Genomic DNA, 17,817 nt, shown 5'->3' with positions numbered 1-17,817 from the left:
GATGGATGCGCTAGATTGTCGGGGAGGCCAGCGAGCGTGACGCCATGAACAAGATCGTCAGAGAGCACTATCCAGTTGCCAACCTTCCCGAGGACCTGCGGGAGGGACTGGCTGCTGACGCGACCGTGAAGATCGTCGTTGAGGTGGAAGATGCCGCGATACAGAACGATATCGACAGATATCCCGGTTTCAAGGATATCCCGATGGTCGAGCGAAAGCCGATGAGCATTGCAGATACGCTGGAAGCCATCAGGAAATACAAGGCCGAAGGCAGGCCGTCTGTCAGCGTGGAAGAAGCCGTCTCCCGCATACGCGAATTACGCGATGAATGGGACGATTGATGCACGGGCTCGGAAAAATCTATCTCGATACGAATATCTTTATTCTGGCATTTGAGAACAACAGCGAAATCAGCGCCGCGTTGGGCAATCTCCTTTCGATAGACGACCATTCTCAGCGTTTCGCCACCAGCGAACTGACGCTGTCCGAATTGTTGGTCAAGCCGTACCGAGACGGAAATGATAGCGCCATCGACAAATATGAGGGGCTGATTCAAACAAACGAATGGCTCGAAGTGCTGCCCGTTTGCAGGCAGATGCTATGGCACGCCGCGATCCTAAGATCTCAAAACCTGGGGCTGAAGCTTCCGGACTCGATCCATATCTCTACCGCGTTCGGTGCCGGTTGCACTCACATGCTCACCGCCGATATGGGGCGGAAGGACATTTATGAAATTACGCATTTCCGCTACGGTCTCACCAAGAGTAGCTCACCTTTAACCGTCCTTCGCCCAGACGAAACGACGCTTAATTCACTCATCGAAAGCCTTGGCCGATGACAGAGCCGCTTCTTTCCGTCCGTGATCTCTCCGTCGCCTTCCATCAAGGCGGGGATACCTCGATCGCCGTCGATAGGGTTTCGTTCGACATCATGCCCGGCGAGGTGCTGGCGCTGGTCGGGGAATCCGGATCCGGCAAGTCGGTGACGGCCAATTCCATCCTCAAGCTGCTGCCTTATCCCTCCGCCAGCCACCCGTCGGGCCAGATCCTGTTCGACGGCAAGGACATGTTGAAGGCGCCCGAGCCGGAACTGCGCCGCGTGCGCGGCAACGACGTCACGATGATCTTCCAGGAGCCGATGACCTCGCTCAATCCGCTTCATTCGATCGAGAAGCAGATCGGCGAGATCCTAGAGCTTCATCACGGAATTGCGGGCCAGGCGGTGCGTATCCGCACCCTCGAACTCCTGAATCAGGTCGGCATACGCGAGCCGGAAAAGCGGCTGAAAGCCTATCCGCACGAACTGTCTGGCGGCCAGCGCCAGCGCGTCATGATCGCCATGGCGCTCGCCAACCGCCCGAAACTGCTGATCGCCGACGAACCGACCACGGCGCTTGACGTCACGGTGCAGGCCCAGATTCTTGACCTCCTGCGTGGCCTGAAGGGCGAGCACGGCATGTCGATGCTGTTCATCACCCACGACCTCGGCATCGTCCGCAAGTTCGCCGATCGCGTCTGCGTGATGACCAAGGGCAAGATCGTCGAGACCGGCACGGTGGAGGACGTATTCGCCAATCCGCAGCACGACTATACGCGTCATCTGCTCGCCTCCGAGCCCCGCGGCGAGCCACCGCCGGCCGATCCTTCCAAGCCGGTGGTGATGGAAGGCAAGGACATCCGCGTCTGGTTCCCGATCAAGGCAGGCTTCCTGCGCAAGGTTGTCGATCATGTGAAGGCCGTCGATGGCGTCGATCTGCAACTGCGCGCCGGCGAGACGCTCGGCGTTGTCGGCGAATCCGGCTCCGGCAAGACGACGCTCGGTCTCGCGCTTGCAAGGCTCATCTCCTCACAGGGCCGCATCGCCTTCGTCGGAACGGACATCGACAAGTTCTCGTTCAAGGAGATGCGCCCGTTCCGCGACCGTCTTCAGGTGGTCTTCCAGGATCCGTATGGGTCGCTGAGCCCACGCATGTCGGTCGGCGATATCGTCGCCGAGGGGCTGAAGGTGCATGAACGGTCGCTTTCCGCCGACGGCCGCGATGAGCGTGTCGCCTGGGCCTTGAGCGAAGTCGGCCTCGATCCGGCGACACGCTGGCGTTATCCGCACGAATTTTCCGGTGGCCAGCGCCAGCGTATCGCGATTGCCCGCGCCATGGTGCTGAAACCGCGTTTCGTGATGCTCGACGAGCCGACATCGGCGCTCGACATGACTGTTCAGGCGCAGGTCGTCGATCTCTTGCGCGATCTGCAGAAGAAGCACGATCTCGCCTATCTCTTCATCAGCCACGATCTGAAGGTCGTGAAGGCGCTCGCCAACCACGTCATTGTCATGCGGCTCGGCAAGGTGGTGGAAGAAGGTCCCGCGGACCAGATTTTCCAGGCGCCGAGAGAGGATTATACCCGTGCCCTGATGGCCGCCGCCTTCAATCTGGAAGCCGTCGAAATCGAAGCCATCAATCAGTAAACCTGAACCATATCAAGGTCATTTGCCCATGCCTGCCAGACATCCGGTCGTCGTCGATCTTAAATTCGAGCGCCGCGAGATTGATGCCGCACTCGCCAGCGCCTTTACCGGCCGCACCGTGCTGCACGCCTCCGATCCGGGAGCCGACATTTCCGAGGCGCGCTACGCGGTGATCTGGAAGCCGGACCCGGACCTGTTCCAGCGGGCGCCGAAGCTGGAGGTGCTGTTTTCCGGCGGCGCCGGCGTCGATTATATCCTCACCATGGCTGACCTGCCGGATATCCCGATCGTCCGTTTCGTCGACGAAAGCCTGACGACGCGGATGAGCGAATGGGTCGTGCTGCAGGCCCTGAGCCATCTGAGGCAGGTGCCGGCCTATCTCAGGCAGCAAAGCGAACGCCAGTGGCGCGAACTCTCCCAACCGGAAGCGAAGGACCTGACCGTCGGCGTCATGGGCCTTGGCGTGCTCGGCCAGGACTCGGTCCGCAAGCTGAAGATCATGGGTTTCGACGTCGTCGGCTGGTCGCGCAGCAAAAAGACGATCGAAGGCGTCGAGACCTTTGATGGCGGTGAACTCGATGCTTTCCTGGCTCGCACGGACATTCTCGTTGGCCTCCTGCCGCTGACGCCGGAGACGCGCGGCATCTTCAATGCGTCGTTGTTTGCCAAGCTTCGCCAGGGCGGGGCCTTGGGCAAACCGGTCTTCATCAATGCCGGACGCGGCGGCAGCCAGGTCGAGAGCGATCTTGTTGACGCGCTCGACAACGGCATTCTCGGCGGCGCATCGCTGGATGTCTTCGAGAAGGAACCGCTCGGTGCGGATAGTCCGCTCTGGACGAGGGGCAACGTCATTATTACCCCACACGCGGCTTCCGCGTCCGATGTGAGGGCGCTGTTTCGCAACGCGGAAACCCAGATGGAGCGTTACGAGGCGGGCGACCCCCTGCAGCACGTGGTGGACCGCCAGGTGGGCTACTGAGCCCTCCTGCCGGAACATTCGTATTCGCCGACCGTTTCTTGTGCATGAGCCGGGCATTCCGGCCGAACAAGGAGCGAAATCATGAATACCCGTTTCGATCCCCAGGAAGCCGAGACCCGTCATCCGAACCCGATCGGTTCGCCGCCGGTTGTTGAGACTGCCACGGAAGCGCGGCAGGGAAGCTGGGGCGCACCGGTCCTGAAGGTGCTGATTGGCGGCCTTATTCTGGCGATGGTCGCCTGGGCCGGCGCCGAGTGGTACGGCCAGAGCACCGCACCCCCGGCAGAGCAGACCGCAACGCCGCCGGCCGGTAGCACGACGCCCCAGAATCCGAATGCGCCGCCGACCGCCAGCCCTTCCACGCCGCCGGCCGCCGCGCCGCCGGCAACCAATTCGCAGTCCGGCAACTGACGCGCATCATTTCCGATTTTTTCGGCCGCGATCCCTCGCGGCCGAATTGCGTCTGGACTTGTTCTGCATTTTTTTCGATAAAAATGCCCGGAGGTTGATCAGCCGCTGCCTCCATAAGCATCGAAATCGGCGGAGCCGGCCCGGAAGGGCCGGGGCAGGGGCAGGCATGACCAAGACCGATATCGCGAGCAGGGTTTACAATCACACCTGGAAGCTCGACCCGATCATCCGCAGTCTGATCGATACGGATTTCTACAAGCTCCTGATGCTGCAGATGATCTGGAAGCTCTATCCGGACGTTGACGCCACGTTTTCGCTGATAAACCGCACAACCAGCGTCAAGCTGGCGGAAGAGATCGACGAGGGTGCGCTGCGCGAACAACTCGACCACGCCCGCACGGTCGGCCTGTCCAAGAAGGAGATGATCTGGCTCGCGGGTAATACGTTTTATGGCCGCAAGCAGATCTTCGAGCCGGAATTCTTGAACTGGCTGTCCACTTACAAGCTGCCGGAATACGAGCTTTCGAAGCGCGACGGCCAGTACGAACTGACCTTCCACGGCAAGTGGATGGAAACGACGCTCTGGGAAATTCCAGCCCTTGCGATCATCAACGAATTGCGTTCCCGTTCCGCCATGCGCTCGCTCGGCTTCTTCACGCTCGACGTTCTCTACGCACGGGCCAAGGCCAAGATGTGGGAAAAGGTCGAGCGCCTGCAGGCATTGCCGGGCCTGCGCATCTCCGATTTCGGGACGCGTCGCCGTCACAGCTTCCTGTGGCAGCGCTGGTGCGTCGAGGCGCTGAAGGAAGGCATCGGCCCGGCCTTTACCGGCACCAGCAACGTCCTGCTTGCGATGGACTCCGATCTCGAGGCCGTGGGGACCAATGCGCACGAGCTGCCCATGGTGGCTGCGGCCCTTGCCGAGACCGACGAGCAGCTGCGCGCCTCGCCCTACCAGGTCCTGAAGGACTGGAACCGGCTTTACGGCGGCAACCTGCTGATCGTCCTGCCGGATGCGTTCGGCACGGCGGCGTTCCTGCGCGATGCGCCGAACTGGGTGGCCGACTGGACCGGTTTTCGCCCCGACAGCGCCCCGCCGATCGAGGGGGGAGAGAAGATCATCGCCTGGTGGAAGAAGATGGGCCGCAACCCCAGGGACAAGCTTCTGATCTTCTCAGACGGACTGGACGTCGATGCGATCATCGACACTTACCGGCATTTCGAGGGCCGCGTGCGCATGAGCTTCGGCTGGGGCACCAACCTGACCAACGATTTCGCCGGCTGCGCACCGCACGCGATTGCCGGCCTGATGCCGATCTCCATCGTCTGCAAGGTAAGCGAGGCGAATGGCCGTCCAGCGGTGAAACTCTCCGACAATCCGCGCAAGGCGACCGGAGATCCGGCCGAGGTGGAGCGTTATCTCAAGTTCTTCGGCCAGGAAGACCGCGTCGATCAGGTCGTGCTGGTCTGATTGAAGCGTCAAACGACAACAGGCCCCGCGGGAAATCGGCGGAGCCTGCTTTTGTTGGTTGGCTATAGCCGCTGATCCGTGGCCTATCGGATGACCTGAACCACGGTATGGGTCTGCGGATCGACGATTACGCGCTGATTGTTGACCACCGTATAGGCATATTTCGGATTGCTTGGGACCGGGGTCACGACGACGCCCTGCGGAATCGGCTTGCCGACTGCGATCGGCTGTTCGACCACCACGGATGTGGTCGGCGCAGGCTGTTCCTGCACGTAGGTAACGACTTCGCGCGGCGGCGGATCGATGGCGGTACCGGCTACGGCGCCGACGACCCCGCCCACTGCGGCGCCGACTGGACCGCCGACGATGGCACCGGTAACGGCCCCACCGGCTGCACCGTTGACGGTGCTCTGCTGGGCCACGGCCTGAGTTGCGAAGGAAGCGGCGAGAATGGCGCAGGACGCCAGGATGATCTTCTTCATGGGTCTTCTCCCTTTCGTTGGACTTCCGAAGGGCTAACCCACCAGTTTCCGACTGGTTCCTGTCTCTCAGTCACCTTTCGTAAGCGGCTGAAATCTTGGGCGAGGAAGGATTGGGAGGAAAACAGGGCATGTTGACGGCCTCGCCAATCAGCGGGCTAGATCAAAAAATCGATGTCCGGACCTCCGATCCTATTGCCAAGCAGCGATCGGAGTCTATTTGCCTCCTTCAGTCTGGGAGGATCTGCCCGTGGAATATCGTTTCCTGATCGTCGAAGACAGTCTGCTGGTCGCGATGGATATCGAAGACGCCATCCATCGAAGCGGTCATGACGTCGTCGGAATAGCACCCGACATGACCGTGGCGCTGAACTATACCCGTGACACGGATATAGCCTTCGTGGACGTGCGCCTTGCCGACGGCGAGACCGGCCCTGAAATCGCCAAGGCGCTGGCGGAGTATGGCATCGTGGTGATCATGATCACCGGCAATCCGGGGCTCGTGGCGGCGGGCGTTTCCGGCGTTCTCGGCGTGATGGCAAAACCGCTGACCGACCAGGCGTCGATGGACCTCATCCAGTTCGCGGTCGATCGCAAGAACGGCCGGCCGGGCGTGCCGCCTGCGCGGCTGCGGCTTTTTCACTGAGGGCGGCCTGATTATCGGGCGGTCTAAATAACTTCTGCCCCTGAGATGACAGGGCCGGATATCCGCGCTATGGGATCGGCCCCAGAGCGACAGCGGGGCATACATGCGTTATTTCATCACCGGAACGGCAGGCTTCATTGGTTTCCACTTGGCGCGACGCCTGCTGGAGGATGGCCACGAGGTTCTCGGCTTCGACGGGATGACGCCTTATTACAGCCTGCGCCTCAAGGAAGCCCGCAACGCCGGGCTCGCGCAATTCCCGGCCTTTCGCCCGATCATCGGCATGCTGGAAGACAAGCCGCTGCTCGACAAGTCGGTCGAGGACTTCAAGCCGGATGTCCTGATCCACCTCGCCGCCCAGGCCGGCGTGCGCTACAGCCTCGAAAACCCCAAGGCCTATCTCGATTCCAATCTCATCGGCTCCTGGAATATCCTGGAGATTGCCCGCAACTACGGCGTCGGCCATCTGATGCTTGCTTCGACGTCGTCGGTCTACGGCGCCAATCCGGACATTCCTTTCCGCGAAAGCGACCGCGCCGACGAACCCTTGACCTTTTATGCGGCGAGCAAGAAGGCCATGGAGCTGATGGCGCACAGCTACGCCCATCTCTACAAGGTGCCGATTACCGCCTTCCGCTTCTTCACGGTCTACGGCCCCTGGGGCCGGCCGGACATGGCGCTCTTCAAGTTCGTCAAGGCGATGATCGAGGATCGCGAGATCGAGATCTACGGCGAAGGCAAGATGAGCCGGGATTTCACCTATATCGACGACCTGGTGAATTCGATCATCGACCTGTCCAAGGTCTATCCCAGCGAAGACAATCGCGTCGCGGACATCGACACGCTTTCCCATCAGGCACCGTTCCGTGTCGTCAATATCGGCGGCGGCCAGCCGTCTGGCCTCCTCGATTTCGTCGAGACCATCGAACGGATCATGGGAAAACCGGCCAAGCGCAAGATGCTGCCGATGCAGAAGGGCGATGTGCCGAGAACCTTCGCCAGCCCCGATCTTCTCGTGGCGCTCACCGGCCGCAAGCCTGAGATCGGCCTGGAGGAAGGCGTCAAGGCCTTCGTCCAATGGTATCTCGACCACCGCCACGAGATCGACTGAGCGGCTTCCTGCCGAGAAGGTGCATGCCGAAAACCGCACCGGAAAACACCGGAGCGGTCCTGACGGCTCGACGACTCGGTGTCATGTCCTAAAGCAATGGCGCGGCGATCTCGAAGGGTGCTCCCGACCTCAGTTCCGAGGAAACGTACCATCCATCCCACTGCGAGAACTGCGGAAAAACGCGAGTGTAGCCGTTTCTCAGCAAGAGTTCCTCGATACCCTTCTCGGTCCTGGGATTTTGCTCGACCGAAATGAGATTGAAACGTCGCCGGGCAAAATCGAAAGCGGAGAGGATATCGAGTTCGCTGCCTTCGGTATCGATGGAAATATAGTCGATCTCTCGTGGAGCGTCGTATTTGTCGAGGAGATCGTTCAGAGAGATCGTCCTGATGTCGAGAGCCGTTCCGCGCTTGCGAATGTCAGCGAAGTGATCGCCGTCAGCGAAAGACGCGATCGCGCTGAGCTCAGGATCGACGCCGTCCATGGCCAGAAACCTCACGACTTCTTCCGACCTGGAAGACACGCATAGATGTTCGATATGAACCGTCCGGTTTCTAGCAAGTTCGGCATGCCAGACGGGATTTGGCTCCGCCAGGATCCCGCGCCAATTGAGTTCTTTCTCAAGCAACCACGTATTGCTGTTGATCAGTCCATTCGTAGCGCCGAACTCGACAAAGAACCCGCCGCTCTTTTCCCCAAGCTCATAACAAACCCAGAGATCCTGCAGTATTTGCGCCTTGGATTTCCGGCGCCGCGCAATCGAGTATGCCATGAACGACAAGTCCTCGGATTGCAGCCAGTCCGTTACCTCGGGACGGTTCAGCCGCACGGCGTTGAATATTCTCCTTTGAAGGGAAGGCTTGTGCAGCCACGATCCGATGCTTCGCGCTGATGCAGACAACAGAAAATTCCGGGAGCGCATGCGATACCCTTTCCACTATCGGCGGATAATCCGCCTGTTTCAGAGCTGCAGAGAAAATAACCGAACAGGCTGCCGTAAACTTCCAGGAAGGCCTCAGCCGCGTCCGAACTCGTCGACGATGCGGATGATGTCGTCCTCGCCGAGATAGGAACCGGTCTGCACCTCGATCACTTCGAGCATGATCTTGCCCGGATTGGCGAGCCGGTGCACTTCGCCCTGCGGAATATAGATGGACTCGTTTTCCCTGACGATCCGGGTTTCCTCGCCGATCGTCACTTCCGCTGTGCCCTTGACGCAGATCCAGTGCTCCGAGCGATGGTGATGTTTCTGCAGCGAGAGCTTCTTGCCGGGCGTCACGAACAGCCGCTTGACCTGGAAACGGTCGCCGTTCAGCACCGACGTGTAGCCGCCCCAGGGCCGATAGGATGTCGGATGGGTTTCGGTGAGCGCCGCGGTCGCCTTGGCGGCGGCGAGCTGCTTGACGATCTTGCCGACATCCTGGCTGTCTTCCAGACGGCCGATATAGACCGCATCCTCGCTGGCGATGACGGCGACGCCGTCCAGTCCCTGTACGGCGAGATGGCTTGTGCGGGACATCACGAGCGAATTCTTCGTGTTGATCAGCGTCGCATTGCCGGAAGTGACGTTGCCGGCCTCGTCGCGGGCGCCGAGTTTCCAGACCGCGTCCCAGCTTCCCAGATCCGACCAGGCGAACGAGGAAGGCACGACCGCCGCATTGGAGGTCTTCTCCATGAGCGCGTAGTCGACGGAAATGTCCGGGCTTGCGGCAAATTCCTGCGCGTCGAGGCGGGTGAAGTCGAGGTCGCTCGACGCCTTGGCAAGAGCCGCGCGGGCGGCCACTTCCACCTCGGGCGCGAAGACGCCGAGTTCGCTCAGCACCTGACCGGCCTTGAACATGAAGATGCCGGAGTTCCAGGCAAAGCCGCCGGCCGACAGCATCTTCTCGGCCTCGGCCAGGATCGGCTTTTCGACGAAACGCTTGACCTTGCAGGCGCCGGAAGGCAACGCCTCGTCGATCTCGATATAACCATAACCGGTGGCGGGTTCCGTCGGAGCGATGCCGAAGGTGACGAGCTTGCCGGACAAGGCTGTCTCCCTGGCGATGCGGATCGCCTCGAAATAACCGGCATCCGCGGTGATCTCGTGGTCGGAGGCAAGCACCTGCAGGACGGCGTCCTCGCCGAACCGGCTTTCGACGAAGGCGGCAGCAGCGGCGACCGCCGGGGCGGTGTTGCGGGCGACGGGCTCCAGCAGGATGCCGGAAAGCTTGATGCCGAGTTCGCGGGCCTGTTCGGCCACCAGGAACCGGAAATCCTCGTTGGTGATGACGACCGGAGCCTCATAGAGCGTCTGGTCCGAAACGCGCGACAGCGTCGCCTGGAACAGCGTCTTGTCGCCGATGAACTGGATGAACTGTTTTGGGGCGCTGGCGCGCGACAGCGGCCAGAGCCGCGTTCCCTTGCCGCCGGCCATGATGACGGGGATGATCTTGCTATTCATTCCAATATCTCCGGCAGTTCTCGTCCAAAATTATCGTTCAAGCTTTGAAGCCCAGGCGCGGATGAGGTTCAGCCCCTCATGAAGCAAGGCTTTCGCTTCGTCCTCCGTCCCGGCCTCGACGTAACAGCGCATTTCCGGTGCGTTGCCCGATGGTCGGAAATGCACGATGCGCCCGTCTCCGAGCGTCACCCGCAGGCCATCGATATCGCTTTTGCCGGCAACTGTCGAAATCGGCGCGAGGAAGGCTGCAAGATTGGCGTCGGATTGTCTGAGATGCGCCATCAGCGCGGCGCTGGTCTCGACCGGGAAATTTTCGAGCCGGTCGGCTGCGGCAAACGGCAGCCGGAAGGCGGCGGCGACTTGGGACAGGGGTTTCTTTTCACGGGCGGCGAGCACAAGCGTCGCCAGCACCGGCAGGAAACTGTCGCGGGTCGGCAGCGCTGAGAGCGTGCCCGTGCCGGTATCGAAAGGCGAGGCGGTCAGAAGCCCGCCATTCGCCTCGAAGCCCATGATCCCCGTCTTGCCGGCTTCGACTGCTGCGAGCATGCCGGCGATCACGAAAGGCGATCCGACCTTGGTGCGGACAACCTCGAAATCCCCGGCCGCCTCGATGCCCGAATTGGAGGTTACCGGCGTCACGACGACCCGCGCTTTCAGGAACTTCGCCGCGATCAGGCCGAGCAGGTCGCCGCGCAATGGTTCTCCCGTTTCGTCCGAAACCAGCGGCCTGTCGCCGTCGCCATCGGCCGAAACGATCGCGTCGAGCCGGTGCTCACGCGCCCAGCCCTTGAGGAGCCCGATCGTCTCGATCGAGACCGCTTCCGTATCGACCGGAATGAAATCTTCGGAGCGGCCGAGCGGCATGGCATCCGCGCCATAACCTTCAAGAACCTGGACCATGAGGTCGCGGGCGACCGTCGAATGCTGGTAGACGCCGATCTTGAGGCCGGTGAGCGCGCCTTTCGGCAACATTGCGGCATTGCGGGCGAGGAACAGCGCCTCGGCCTTGGCCGAATGATCCGGCGCTTCGCCGGGCGTCGCATCGATCTCGCTTTTGTCGAGTTCGGCGGCGATCGCCGTAATCCGCGTTTCGTCCTGCTTGTCGATCTCGCCGTCGGGTCGGTAGAACTTGATGCCGTTGCGGTCCGCTGGGATGTGCGAGCCGGTGATCATCAGCGATGCCGCCTTGAGCTGAAGGCCGTAGAGCGCCAGCGCCGGCGTCGGCACCGCGCCGCAATCGATCGGCGAAAGGCCGGCGCGCTTCAGGGCCCCGATGCAGGTGGCGGCAATGCCGGGGCTCGATGGGCGGAAATCGCGGCCGACGAGCACGGTATCACCGGCTTGTGCCGCGCCCGTTTCCAGAAGATGCCGGGCAAAGGACTGGGTGTAGAGCGATGAAGCGCGCCCTTCCAGGTCAGTCACAAGGCCCCGAAGGCCGCTCGTTCCGAATTTCATGCGCTACCCACCAAGGAGATTCCAGCCCTGATCGTCCTAGTTCATTTCCTATGAAAATAAAGCCGAAACTGGCAAGACCCCAAATCGGTGGTGATTGGGGGAGGTACGCTCCTTCCGCAAGCTTGGCGGGCCAGGCGGAATGGTGCTATCATTTCTCCATGATCGGGCCTCCTTTGGAAGGACTGGCCTTCTTACTGAGTTCGGCTGCTTCGGGTTCGAAGTTTGGGAGAGCCGTGATGCGAGCGAATATCGCAAAGAGCGTCGCCTTCGTGGTACCGATCGCCGGCCTCGCGTTTCTCATGGCCGTGGGCGAGCCGGCCGAAGACGAGCTGTGCCCGGGCAACCTCGCGTTTGAGAAGTCCCGCCAACTCATCGAACAGCGCCCCGATATCGTCGATGTCGCCTGGGGCGATTTCCGCTGGATCGCCGATTGTCGGTTCTCCATGGGCGGCTATGCCGACATCAACACCGACAAGGGCCTGGACCGCAGGGATTTCGAACTCGTGGTCGCTTTCGATCCGCAGCTGCGCCGCTGGCAGCAGGTCAGCTTTTCGATCTCCCAATAACGCAACGCGCGCGCCGCGAACCGAGCGACCCGCAAGCCATGTCGGGCTAACGGGTCGGGATTGATTTTATCGGCAGATGCGTGTCGTCTTGGTGACCCATCGCCCGTGATGGCGGTACTCGACGCTCCGGACCCTGCAGTGCGGTCGGTAATGGTGCCTGGAATATTGCCGGTAGTAGGGGCGATGGTAGCGATGGTACCCCGGCCGATAATGGTGTCCGGCCGGCCGATATCCTCGATCGCCAATCGTTATGCTGAAACTGTCGGCGAGGGTCGGGGCCGCGGTCGTGGTGAGACATCCAAGCCCGATGATGCAGGCGGCAATGAATTTTTTCATTTTCTCCTCCTTCAGGTTGGCCGCTGGATTGGCGGTTTCCGTGAAGGTAGGCCGCGGAAAATGAACGAAGGCTGAGGGCTGCGTTCATGTTCCGTGAGAGTTGGCGGCCGGGGCGGAGCTCTCCGGGAAAGCTCCACCCATATCGGCAGCGCGACGCCCTGCGGCGTTGCCCGTCTCAGGCAGCCCGACCCGATCTGGTGCGGGATTGACCGCGATTGTCGATGCGGAACAGATTGACGATCTCGGCCAGTGCCTCCATTTCCCGGCTTGTCCGCTCGGTGGAGGCTGAAAGATCGCCAACGAGCCGGTTGCTGTGGGCGTTGAGCTCATCGAGATCTTTCATCGCGCTCGACAATTGCCGAAGGTTGGCACTTTGATTGTTGCTCTCGCTGGTTATCTGGCTGGAAAGCGAAGAGACGAATGCGATGGACGAGACGATCTGGGAAAATTGCTCGCTGGCCTGGCGGACCAGTTCTGCGCCGGCCTTCACCTCCGCCTGGCTTTTCTGAATGAGCGCCTTGACTTCGTGGGAAGCATTGGCCGTCGACTGGGCGAGAGAGCGCACCTCGGTTGCGACGACCGCGAACCCTCTGCCGCTTTCGCCCGCACGCGCAGCTTCGACACCGGCGTTGAGCGCCAGCAGGTTTGTCTGGAATGCCACATCCTCGATGACTCCGATGATTTCGGAAATCTTGCCGGAGGAGACGGTGATCTGCGCCATTGCGCTTTCCGCGCCGTTCATGACCTGGCTGCCGTTTTCAGCCATGTGGCTGGTATCCGAAATCACGCTGGTGGCCTCACCCGCCCGTTTGGAGTTCTGACCGACGGTTTCGGCAACGGCGTTTGTTGTCACAGCCGTTGTCTGAAGCATCGAAGACTGGCGCGTCGACCGCCCGTTCAATTCAGTGGTCCCACGCAGAATCTCGTCGCTGGATGCCGAGACGGAGGCGCAAGCATCGGCCAGTCGTGACACGACCGCCGAGAGGCGGCTCGTCACCGCATTGGCATTGTTCTGCAGTTCGGCAAATGCACCCTTGTGGACACCTTCGAACCGGATCGTCAGGTCGGCATTGGCAAGTGCATCCAGAACGCGGCTGGTTTCGTTCAGTCCGCCTTCGAAGCTCGATATCAGCGTATTGAGGCTTTGAGCCAGTTCGTGATGCTCGGGACGGTCGAATGGACCGTTGACGCGGCCGGAGAAATCGCCCTCGGTCGCCTTGTTGACGACGCCGCGCACCTGGCTCTGCAGCAGCCGCGCTTCCGCCGAGACATTGGCGAGGCTGGCGGTCTGGGATTGCGCTTCCTTCTCCAGCGTATCACGCATCCGGGCATTTTCACGGAACACGGCCAGGGCATCGATCATGGCGCGAATTTCCTTGGCACCCCGACGCTTCGGCACGACGACCTCGATGTCGCCGCCCGCAAGTAGCTTCATGGACGCCGTGATCCGCACGATCGGACCGGCAATCCGCTGCGCCACGAACAGCAGGATGACGACGCCCACGACCGCGAGTGCGGCGGCGGTCGTCAGTTCGTTGCGTATCTCGGTCTCAAGCGTGTCGCCGGCTGAAGCGACCCTGTCGGATGCTGCCTTGTCCACGACCGTGTTGATGTCGAGGATCTTTGCCAATATGGCCGTGCGCGAGCGGGTAAGCTGCTCGGTCGTCGGAATGGCGTTCGCCGGATCGAGTCCGAGCATGACACGCACATTGCTTCGCCATGCAGCGTGCAAATCGGTGAGATTTTTGACGTTGTCGGAAACGGCAGGCGACAGCGAGTTGCGGCTGAACTCGGCAAGCGTCGTCTCCAAAGCCCCATTCGTCGTGTCAAACCGCTTTTTGACCTCTTCGACCGAAACGAACGTCGTCATCGCCAGGAGATTTGTGACCACGCCTGACACATTCTCGAACTGTGCTCCGGTCCTTGCAGCCAGCGTCTTGGCGGCAATCGCGTCTTGCACGACGCGTTCCACATGCGCCTGGCCGTCGATCGCTTGCGATCCGACGAGAGCGGCAGCTCCCAGACCCGCGAGAATGGAGAGAATGAGGGGAAGAAGGATTTGGAATCGGACTGAAAGTGCCATGGCGTGCTACTCAGTTTGGTAATGTCGGCAGGAGCAAATCCTGCTGCTCGGGAGTGAGGGTCTTCAGGAAAGCGATCAGGTCTTCCCGCTCGCGGTCGGTCACGAAAAATGGGGATATGTGATCCGAGCGGGACGGGCTTTCGACACCGCCGCTTTCGTAGTGAGCAATCACGTCCTCCATGGTCGCCAGGCTGCCGTTATGCATATACGGGCCTCGATAGAGAGTGTTGCGAAGGCTCGGCGTCTTGAAAGCATACAGGGCTTTGGGATTGTTCGGCTCCACCTTGGCCCGCCCTATGTCGCCTGTGGGCAGCCCGGTATTGTGAAACTTGTGGTCGGTGAAGTTCCAGCCCGTGTGACAGACGGAGCAATTTGCTTTGCCGGTAAACAAGTCAAACCCTCGCTTGGCACTGTCCGAGACCGCTGCCTGGTCGCCGTCCACCCAGCGGTCGAACGGCGACCATGCGGAAACAACGGTGCGTTCATAGGTCGCGATCGCCGCCAGCAGCGTCTCCTGGGTCGCGCCCTTGTCCGGGAATATCTGCTTGAACCAGCTGTCGTAGTCGGAAATGGCCCGCAGGTCGGCGACAATCTGGTCAAGCTTGCCATTCATCTCCGCGGGTGCCGTGATTGGTCCTGCGGCTTGCGCCTCGAGCGTCGGCGAACGACCGTCCCAGAACAGGGAAGTGGTCCACGCAACGTTCAGGATTGTCGGTGCCTGCCGGGACAGATGTGTGTTGGCTGCCCCCACCGGCGTCTTGACCGGTACTTCGAACCCGAAGGACGGATTGTGACAGCTGGCGCAGTTCATGTTTTTCGCGCCCGATAGCCGCGGATCGAAAAACAACATCTTTCCAAGTGTCGCCAACTGCAACGAATAGGGCGTCACCTTGTCGAAGGGAATCGCGAGAGGCCGCTTGAAATCGGCAAGATTGCCAGCTGTCGCGCCCTGGAATGACGCGGTTGAAAAGAGGGCGAGGCAGAGAACCGAAAGGCGCATGGCTGAATTATCCAGAAGGTGAATTTAGCGCTCGAAGACCGGCCAGCTTGCGTTGGAGCCATCCGGTTGTCGTCTGAAAAGAAAGTAACCAGAAAGAGTAAAATTTTTGCATAACAAATTTCTAACTCAACCTATTATTGAAAATTGGCAAATGATAAGAAGCGACTTCAACCCGGCGTTCGGGCTGGCGGGGCGGCGTATCCCGTTGAAGGGCCTGACATGGCTTGGTTCGCCAGCCTCGCGCGATGCGCATTCTAGCGCTTTTGTCTTCCATCCTCGGACGGCGATACGGCTGCAGACATACAACCGATGCCGGCCGACCCGAAAACTCATGGATGATGGTTCGAATAATTCCTGGGGATTGCGCGACGGTTCCGAGGAACGGGGGCGCCGTTCGGCCCGAACGCCATTCGGGCAGGATGTGAGCAATCGAGGGGATTAGCTCCGGCCAGCAAATACGCAGCGAAAAAATCTATTAAAGGCCAATGGCGGACAAGGTGGGATTCGAACCCACGGTACGCTTTCACGCACACACGCGTTCCAGGCGTGCGCCTTAAACCACTCGGCCACCTGTCCTTGGTTGCTTTGCGTCGTCTGAGAAGCAAAACGTTGGAACGGCCGCGATATATACCGATCAATTCCCCGGGATCAACCCGAATCTGAACGTTTTTTGACAGTGGGCGGGAAAACCCGCCCGGGCGCGTTGCCAAGCATCGGCGTGCGGACTATTTCTTCTGCCATAAACGCCGTCGTGCTGCAGGCGGCGCGGTCTTGATCTACGACGCGGGCTTGTTCGGAAATGGCAGTCATACGATTCGTTTTCCATCTGCTCAGCGGGCTTGCGCTGGTTGCCGCGATCATTGCCGGCACCCTGGATTCGATCCAGTCGGTGTCATCCTCGTCGGTGGTGCTGACCAGTCTTGGCAACGCCTGGCTCAATCTCGATCCGGAAAGCCTGACGCTCGCGGAATTCGTCGTGAGCACATATGTCAGCCAGGATATCTGGCGGCCCTTCGTGACACCGGTGCTGGCGCAGCCGGCATTCGTGGTGTTTCTGGCAATCGCCCTGATCTTCTGGATGGCCGGATACAGCAGGCCGCATTTTGCGGGACGGTTTTCCGCCTGAAGCGGCTGGTCCTGCCGGCTCTTCCGAGGGCCGGCTTGAAGCCGCATGTTTGTGCAGTTTTTCCACAGCATTGTCGAAGTTTTCAGCAGGTTTGTTGTTTTTTACCAGTTGAAAAAAATCTCGTGAATTTTTCCGAAACCCGTGCAAGAGTGACCGAAGCCAGACCCTTGAAGAAAAAGGGCCGGTGGCCGCAGACATGCCCGGAAAACGGGATTGCGGGGGGACCTAACAGCTAAAAAACAGGGCTGCACGATGAAGAAAACCCTTTTGAGCCTCATTGCCATGGCTGCCATGTCGGCAACCGCGCTTGCCGCGGATATCAAGCCGGCGCTGGTCTATGGCACGGGCGGCAAGTTCGACAAATCCTTCAACGAAGCCGCTTCCGTCGGCGCCGAAAGGTTCAAGAAGGAAACGGGCATCGAATTCCGGGATTTCGAACCGACCAGCGACACCCAGGGCGAGCAGGCTATCCGCAACTTCGCAAGCCGCGGCTTCAACCCCGTGGTCGCCGTATCGTTCGCCTGGACCTCGGCCATGGAAAAGGTCGCCGCTGAATTCCCGGACACCAAATTCGTGATCGTTGATTCGGTCGTCAAGCTGAAGAACGTCCGCTCTGTCCTCTATAAGGAAGAAGAAGGCTCCTACCTCGTTGGCCTTCTCGCCGGCATGGCGTCGAAGACCGGCAAGGTCGGTTTCGTCGGTGGCATGGACATCCCGCTGATCCGCAAGTTCGCCTGCGGTTACGTTCAGGGCGTCAAGGCGGCCAAGCCCGATGCGCAGGTCTTCCAGAACATGACCGGCACGACCGGTGCTGCCTGGAACGACCCCGTCCGCGGTGGCGAGCTCACCAAGAACCAGATCGACCAGGGTGCTGACATCGTTTACGCGGCTGCCGGTGCGACCGGCCTCGGCGTGCTGCAGACTGCCGCCGACAACAAGAAACTGTCGATCGGCGTCGATTCCAACCAGAACCACCTGCATCCGGGTTCGGTCCTGACCTCGATGGTCAAGCGCGTCGATCTCGCCGTCTACAATGCCTTCAAGGACACCAAGGAAGACAAGTTCACGGCCGGCATCCTGTCCCTCGGCGTCAAGGAAGACGGCGTTGCCTACGCGCTGGACGACAATAACAAGGCGCTGATCACGCCCGAAATGAAGACCGCCGTCGAAAAAGCCAAGGCCGACATCATCGCCGGCACCATCAAGGTGCACGACTACATGTCGGATAAGGCCTGCAACAAGTAAGGC

General features: G+C 60.6%; 18 protein-coding genes and 1 tRNA gene. 11 read left to right on the top strand and 8 right to left on the bottom strand.

The genetic code is table 11. The features are described from left to right. Positions 1-44 precede the first annotated feature (44 nt). From ACZ9EJ_RS17375 to pncB, 6 genes are all read left to right on the top strand, one after another. Positions 45-341: a hypothetical protein gene (locus tag ACZ9EJ_RS17375; RefSeq protein WP_046634036.1), complete on the top strand. Its 297-nt coding sequence runs from the start codon at positions 45-47 to the stop codon at positions 339-341. Then, the gene (locus ACZ9EJ_RS17370) at positions 341-838 is read left to right on the top strand and encodes a type II toxin-antitoxin system VapC family toxin (RefSeq protein ID WP_046639828.1); all 498 of its coding nucleotides are present in this window, start codon (positions 341-343) and stop codon (positions 836-838) included. The genes ACZ9EJ_RS17375 and ACZ9EJ_RS17370 overlap by 1 nt, the downstream gene beginning before the upstream one ends. Further along, the gene (locus ACZ9EJ_RS17365) at positions 835-2,463 is read left to right on the top strand and encodes an ABC transporter ATP-binding protein (RefSeq protein WP_046639662.1); all 1,629 of its coding nucleotides are present in this window, start codon (positions 835-837) and stop codon (positions 2,461-2,463) included. The genes ACZ9EJ_RS17370 and ACZ9EJ_RS17365 overlap by 4 nt, the downstream gene beginning before the upstream one ends. 28 nt (positions 2,464-2,491) lie before the next feature. Then, a complete protein-coding gene (locus ACZ9EJ_RS17360; protein ID WP_046639663.1) occupies positions 2,492-3,442 on the top strand; it encodes a 2-hydroxyacid dehydrogenase in 951 nt (316 codons plus the stop codon). 81 nt (positions 3,443-3,523) lie between these two features. Further along, positions 3,524-3,853: a hypothetical protein gene (locus tag ACZ9EJ_RS17355; protein WP_046639664.1), complete on the top strand. Its 330-nt coding sequence runs from the start codon at positions 3,524-3,526 to the stop codon at positions 3,851-3,853. 166 nt (positions 3,854-4,019) lie between these two features. Beyond that, the gene (pncB, locus tag ACZ9EJ_RS17350; protein ID WP_046639665.1) at positions 4,020-5,324 is read left to right on the top strand and encodes a nicotinate phosphoribosyltransferase; all 1,305 of its coding nucleotides are present in this window, start codon (positions 4,020-4,022) and stop codon (positions 5,322-5,324) included. An 83-nt stretch (positions 5,325-5,407) separates the two neighbouring features. On the opposite strand, the gene ACZ9EJ_RS17345 is transcribed toward pncB, so the two are convergent. Continuing rightward, positions 5,408-5,806, bottom strand: coding sequence for a DUF1236 domain-containing protein (locus ACZ9EJ_RS17345; RefSeq protein ID WP_046634025.1), 399 nt, complete (start codon positions 5,804-5,806; stop codon positions 5,408-5,410). 247 nt (positions 5,807-6,053) lie between these two features. Between ACZ9EJ_RS17345 and ACZ9EJ_RS17340 the strand changes: the two genes are divergently transcribed. Then, positions 6,054-6,449 (top strand): response regulator, encoded by a 396-nt coding sequence (locus ACZ9EJ_RS17340; RefSeq protein ID WP_046625484.1) that lies wholly within the window; start codon positions 6,054-6,056, stop codon positions 6,447-6,449. Between the two features lie 103 nt (positions 6,450-6,552). After that, positions 6,553-7,560 carry an NAD-dependent epimerase/dehydratase family protein gene (locus tag ACZ9EJ_RS17335; RefSeq protein ID WP_046639666.1) on the top strand — a complete coding sequence of 336 codons (1,008 nt, stop codon included), beginning with the start codon at positions 6,553-6,555 and terminating at the stop codon, positions 7,558-7,560. 88 nt (positions 7,561-7,648) lie between these two features. Here the strand turns inward: ACZ9EJ_RS17335 and ACZ9EJ_RS17330 are convergent, their stop codons facing one another. The 3 genes from ACZ9EJ_RS17330 to ACZ9EJ_RS17320 all read right to left on the bottom strand — a co-directional run bounded on the left by ACZ9EJ_RS17330 (position 7,649) and on the right by ACZ9EJ_RS17320 (position 11,458). After that, positions 7,649-8,482: an FkbM family methyltransferase gene (locus ACZ9EJ_RS17330; protein ID WP_052764549.1), complete on the bottom strand. Its 834-nt coding sequence runs from the start codon at positions 8,480-8,482 to the stop codon at positions 7,649-7,651. 93 nt (positions 8,483-8,575) lie between these two features. Next, positions 8,576-10,003 carry a mannose-1-phosphate guanylyltransferase/mannose-6-phosphate isomerase gene (locus ACZ9EJ_RS17325; protein ID WP_046639667.1) on the bottom strand — a complete coding sequence of 476 codons (1,428 nt, stop codon included), beginning with the start codon at positions 10,001-10,003 and terminating at the stop codon, positions 8,576-8,578. A gap of 30 nt (positions 10,004-10,033) precedes the next feature. Beyond that, positions 10,034-11,458, bottom strand: coding sequence for a phosphomannomutase (locus tag ACZ9EJ_RS17320; protein ID WP_046639668.1), 1,425 nt, complete (start codon positions 11,456-11,458; stop codon positions 10,034-10,036). A 236-nt stretch (positions 11,459-11,694) separates the two neighbouring features. Here ACZ9EJ_RS17320 and ACZ9EJ_RS17315 point away from each other — a divergent pair, with 236 nt between their 5' ends. Then, positions 11,695-12,024: a hypothetical protein gene (locus ACZ9EJ_RS17315; protein WP_046639669.1), complete on the top strand. Its 330-nt coding sequence runs from the start codon at positions 11,695-11,697 to the stop codon at positions 12,022-12,024. 66 nt (positions 12,025-12,090) lie between these two features. Here the strand turns inward: ACZ9EJ_RS17315 and ACZ9EJ_RS17310 are convergent, their stop codons facing one another. The 4 genes from ACZ9EJ_RS17310 to ACZ9EJ_RS17295 form a co-directional block, all read right to left on the bottom strand. After that, positions 12,091-12,360: a hypothetical protein gene (locus ACZ9EJ_RS17310; RefSeq protein ID WP_255758420.1), complete on the bottom strand. Its 270-nt coding sequence runs from the start codon at positions 12,358-12,360 to the stop codon at positions 12,091-12,093. A gap of 175 nt (positions 12,361-12,535) precedes the next feature. After that, entirely contained in the window at positions 12,536-14,443 is a 1,908-nt protein-coding gene (locus tag ACZ9EJ_RS17305) for a methyl-accepting chemotaxis protein (protein WP_046639670.1), read from the bottom strand. A gap of 10 nt (positions 14,444-14,453) precedes the next feature. Next, positions 14,454-15,443 (bottom strand): cytochrome-c peroxidase, encoded by a 990-nt coding sequence (locus ACZ9EJ_RS17300; protein WP_046639671.1) that lies wholly within the window; start codon positions 15,441-15,443, stop codon positions 14,454-14,456. A gap of 486 nt (positions 15,444-15,929) precedes the next feature. Next, a tRNA-Ser gene (locus ACZ9EJ_RS17295) sits at positions 15,930-16,019 on the bottom strand. Between the two features lie 223 nt (positions 16,020-16,242). Here ACZ9EJ_RS17295 and ACZ9EJ_RS17290 point away from each other — a divergent pair. Together ACZ9EJ_RS17290 and ACZ9EJ_RS17285 are read left to right on the top strand one after the other, a co-directional pair. Further along, positions 16,243-16,569, top strand: a complete 327-nt coding sequence (locus ACZ9EJ_RS17290) for a hypothetical protein (RefSeq protein ID WP_052764550.1) — start codon at positions 16,243-16,245, stop codon at positions 16,567-16,569. A 252-nt stretch (positions 16,570-16,821) separates the two neighbouring features. Next, positions 16,822-17,814, top strand: coding sequence for a BMP family lipoprotein (locus ACZ9EJ_RS17285; RefSeq protein ID WP_046634009.1), 993 nt, complete (start codon positions 16,822-16,824; stop codon positions 17,812-17,814). Positions 17,815-17,817: the final 3 nt, after the last annotated feature.

Source organism: Neorhizobium sp. USDA 3394 (assembly GCF_056280385.1).
The sequence above is the reverse complement of the archived record's forward strand: the minus strand, read 5'-3'. Positions and strand labels throughout refer to the sequence as shown.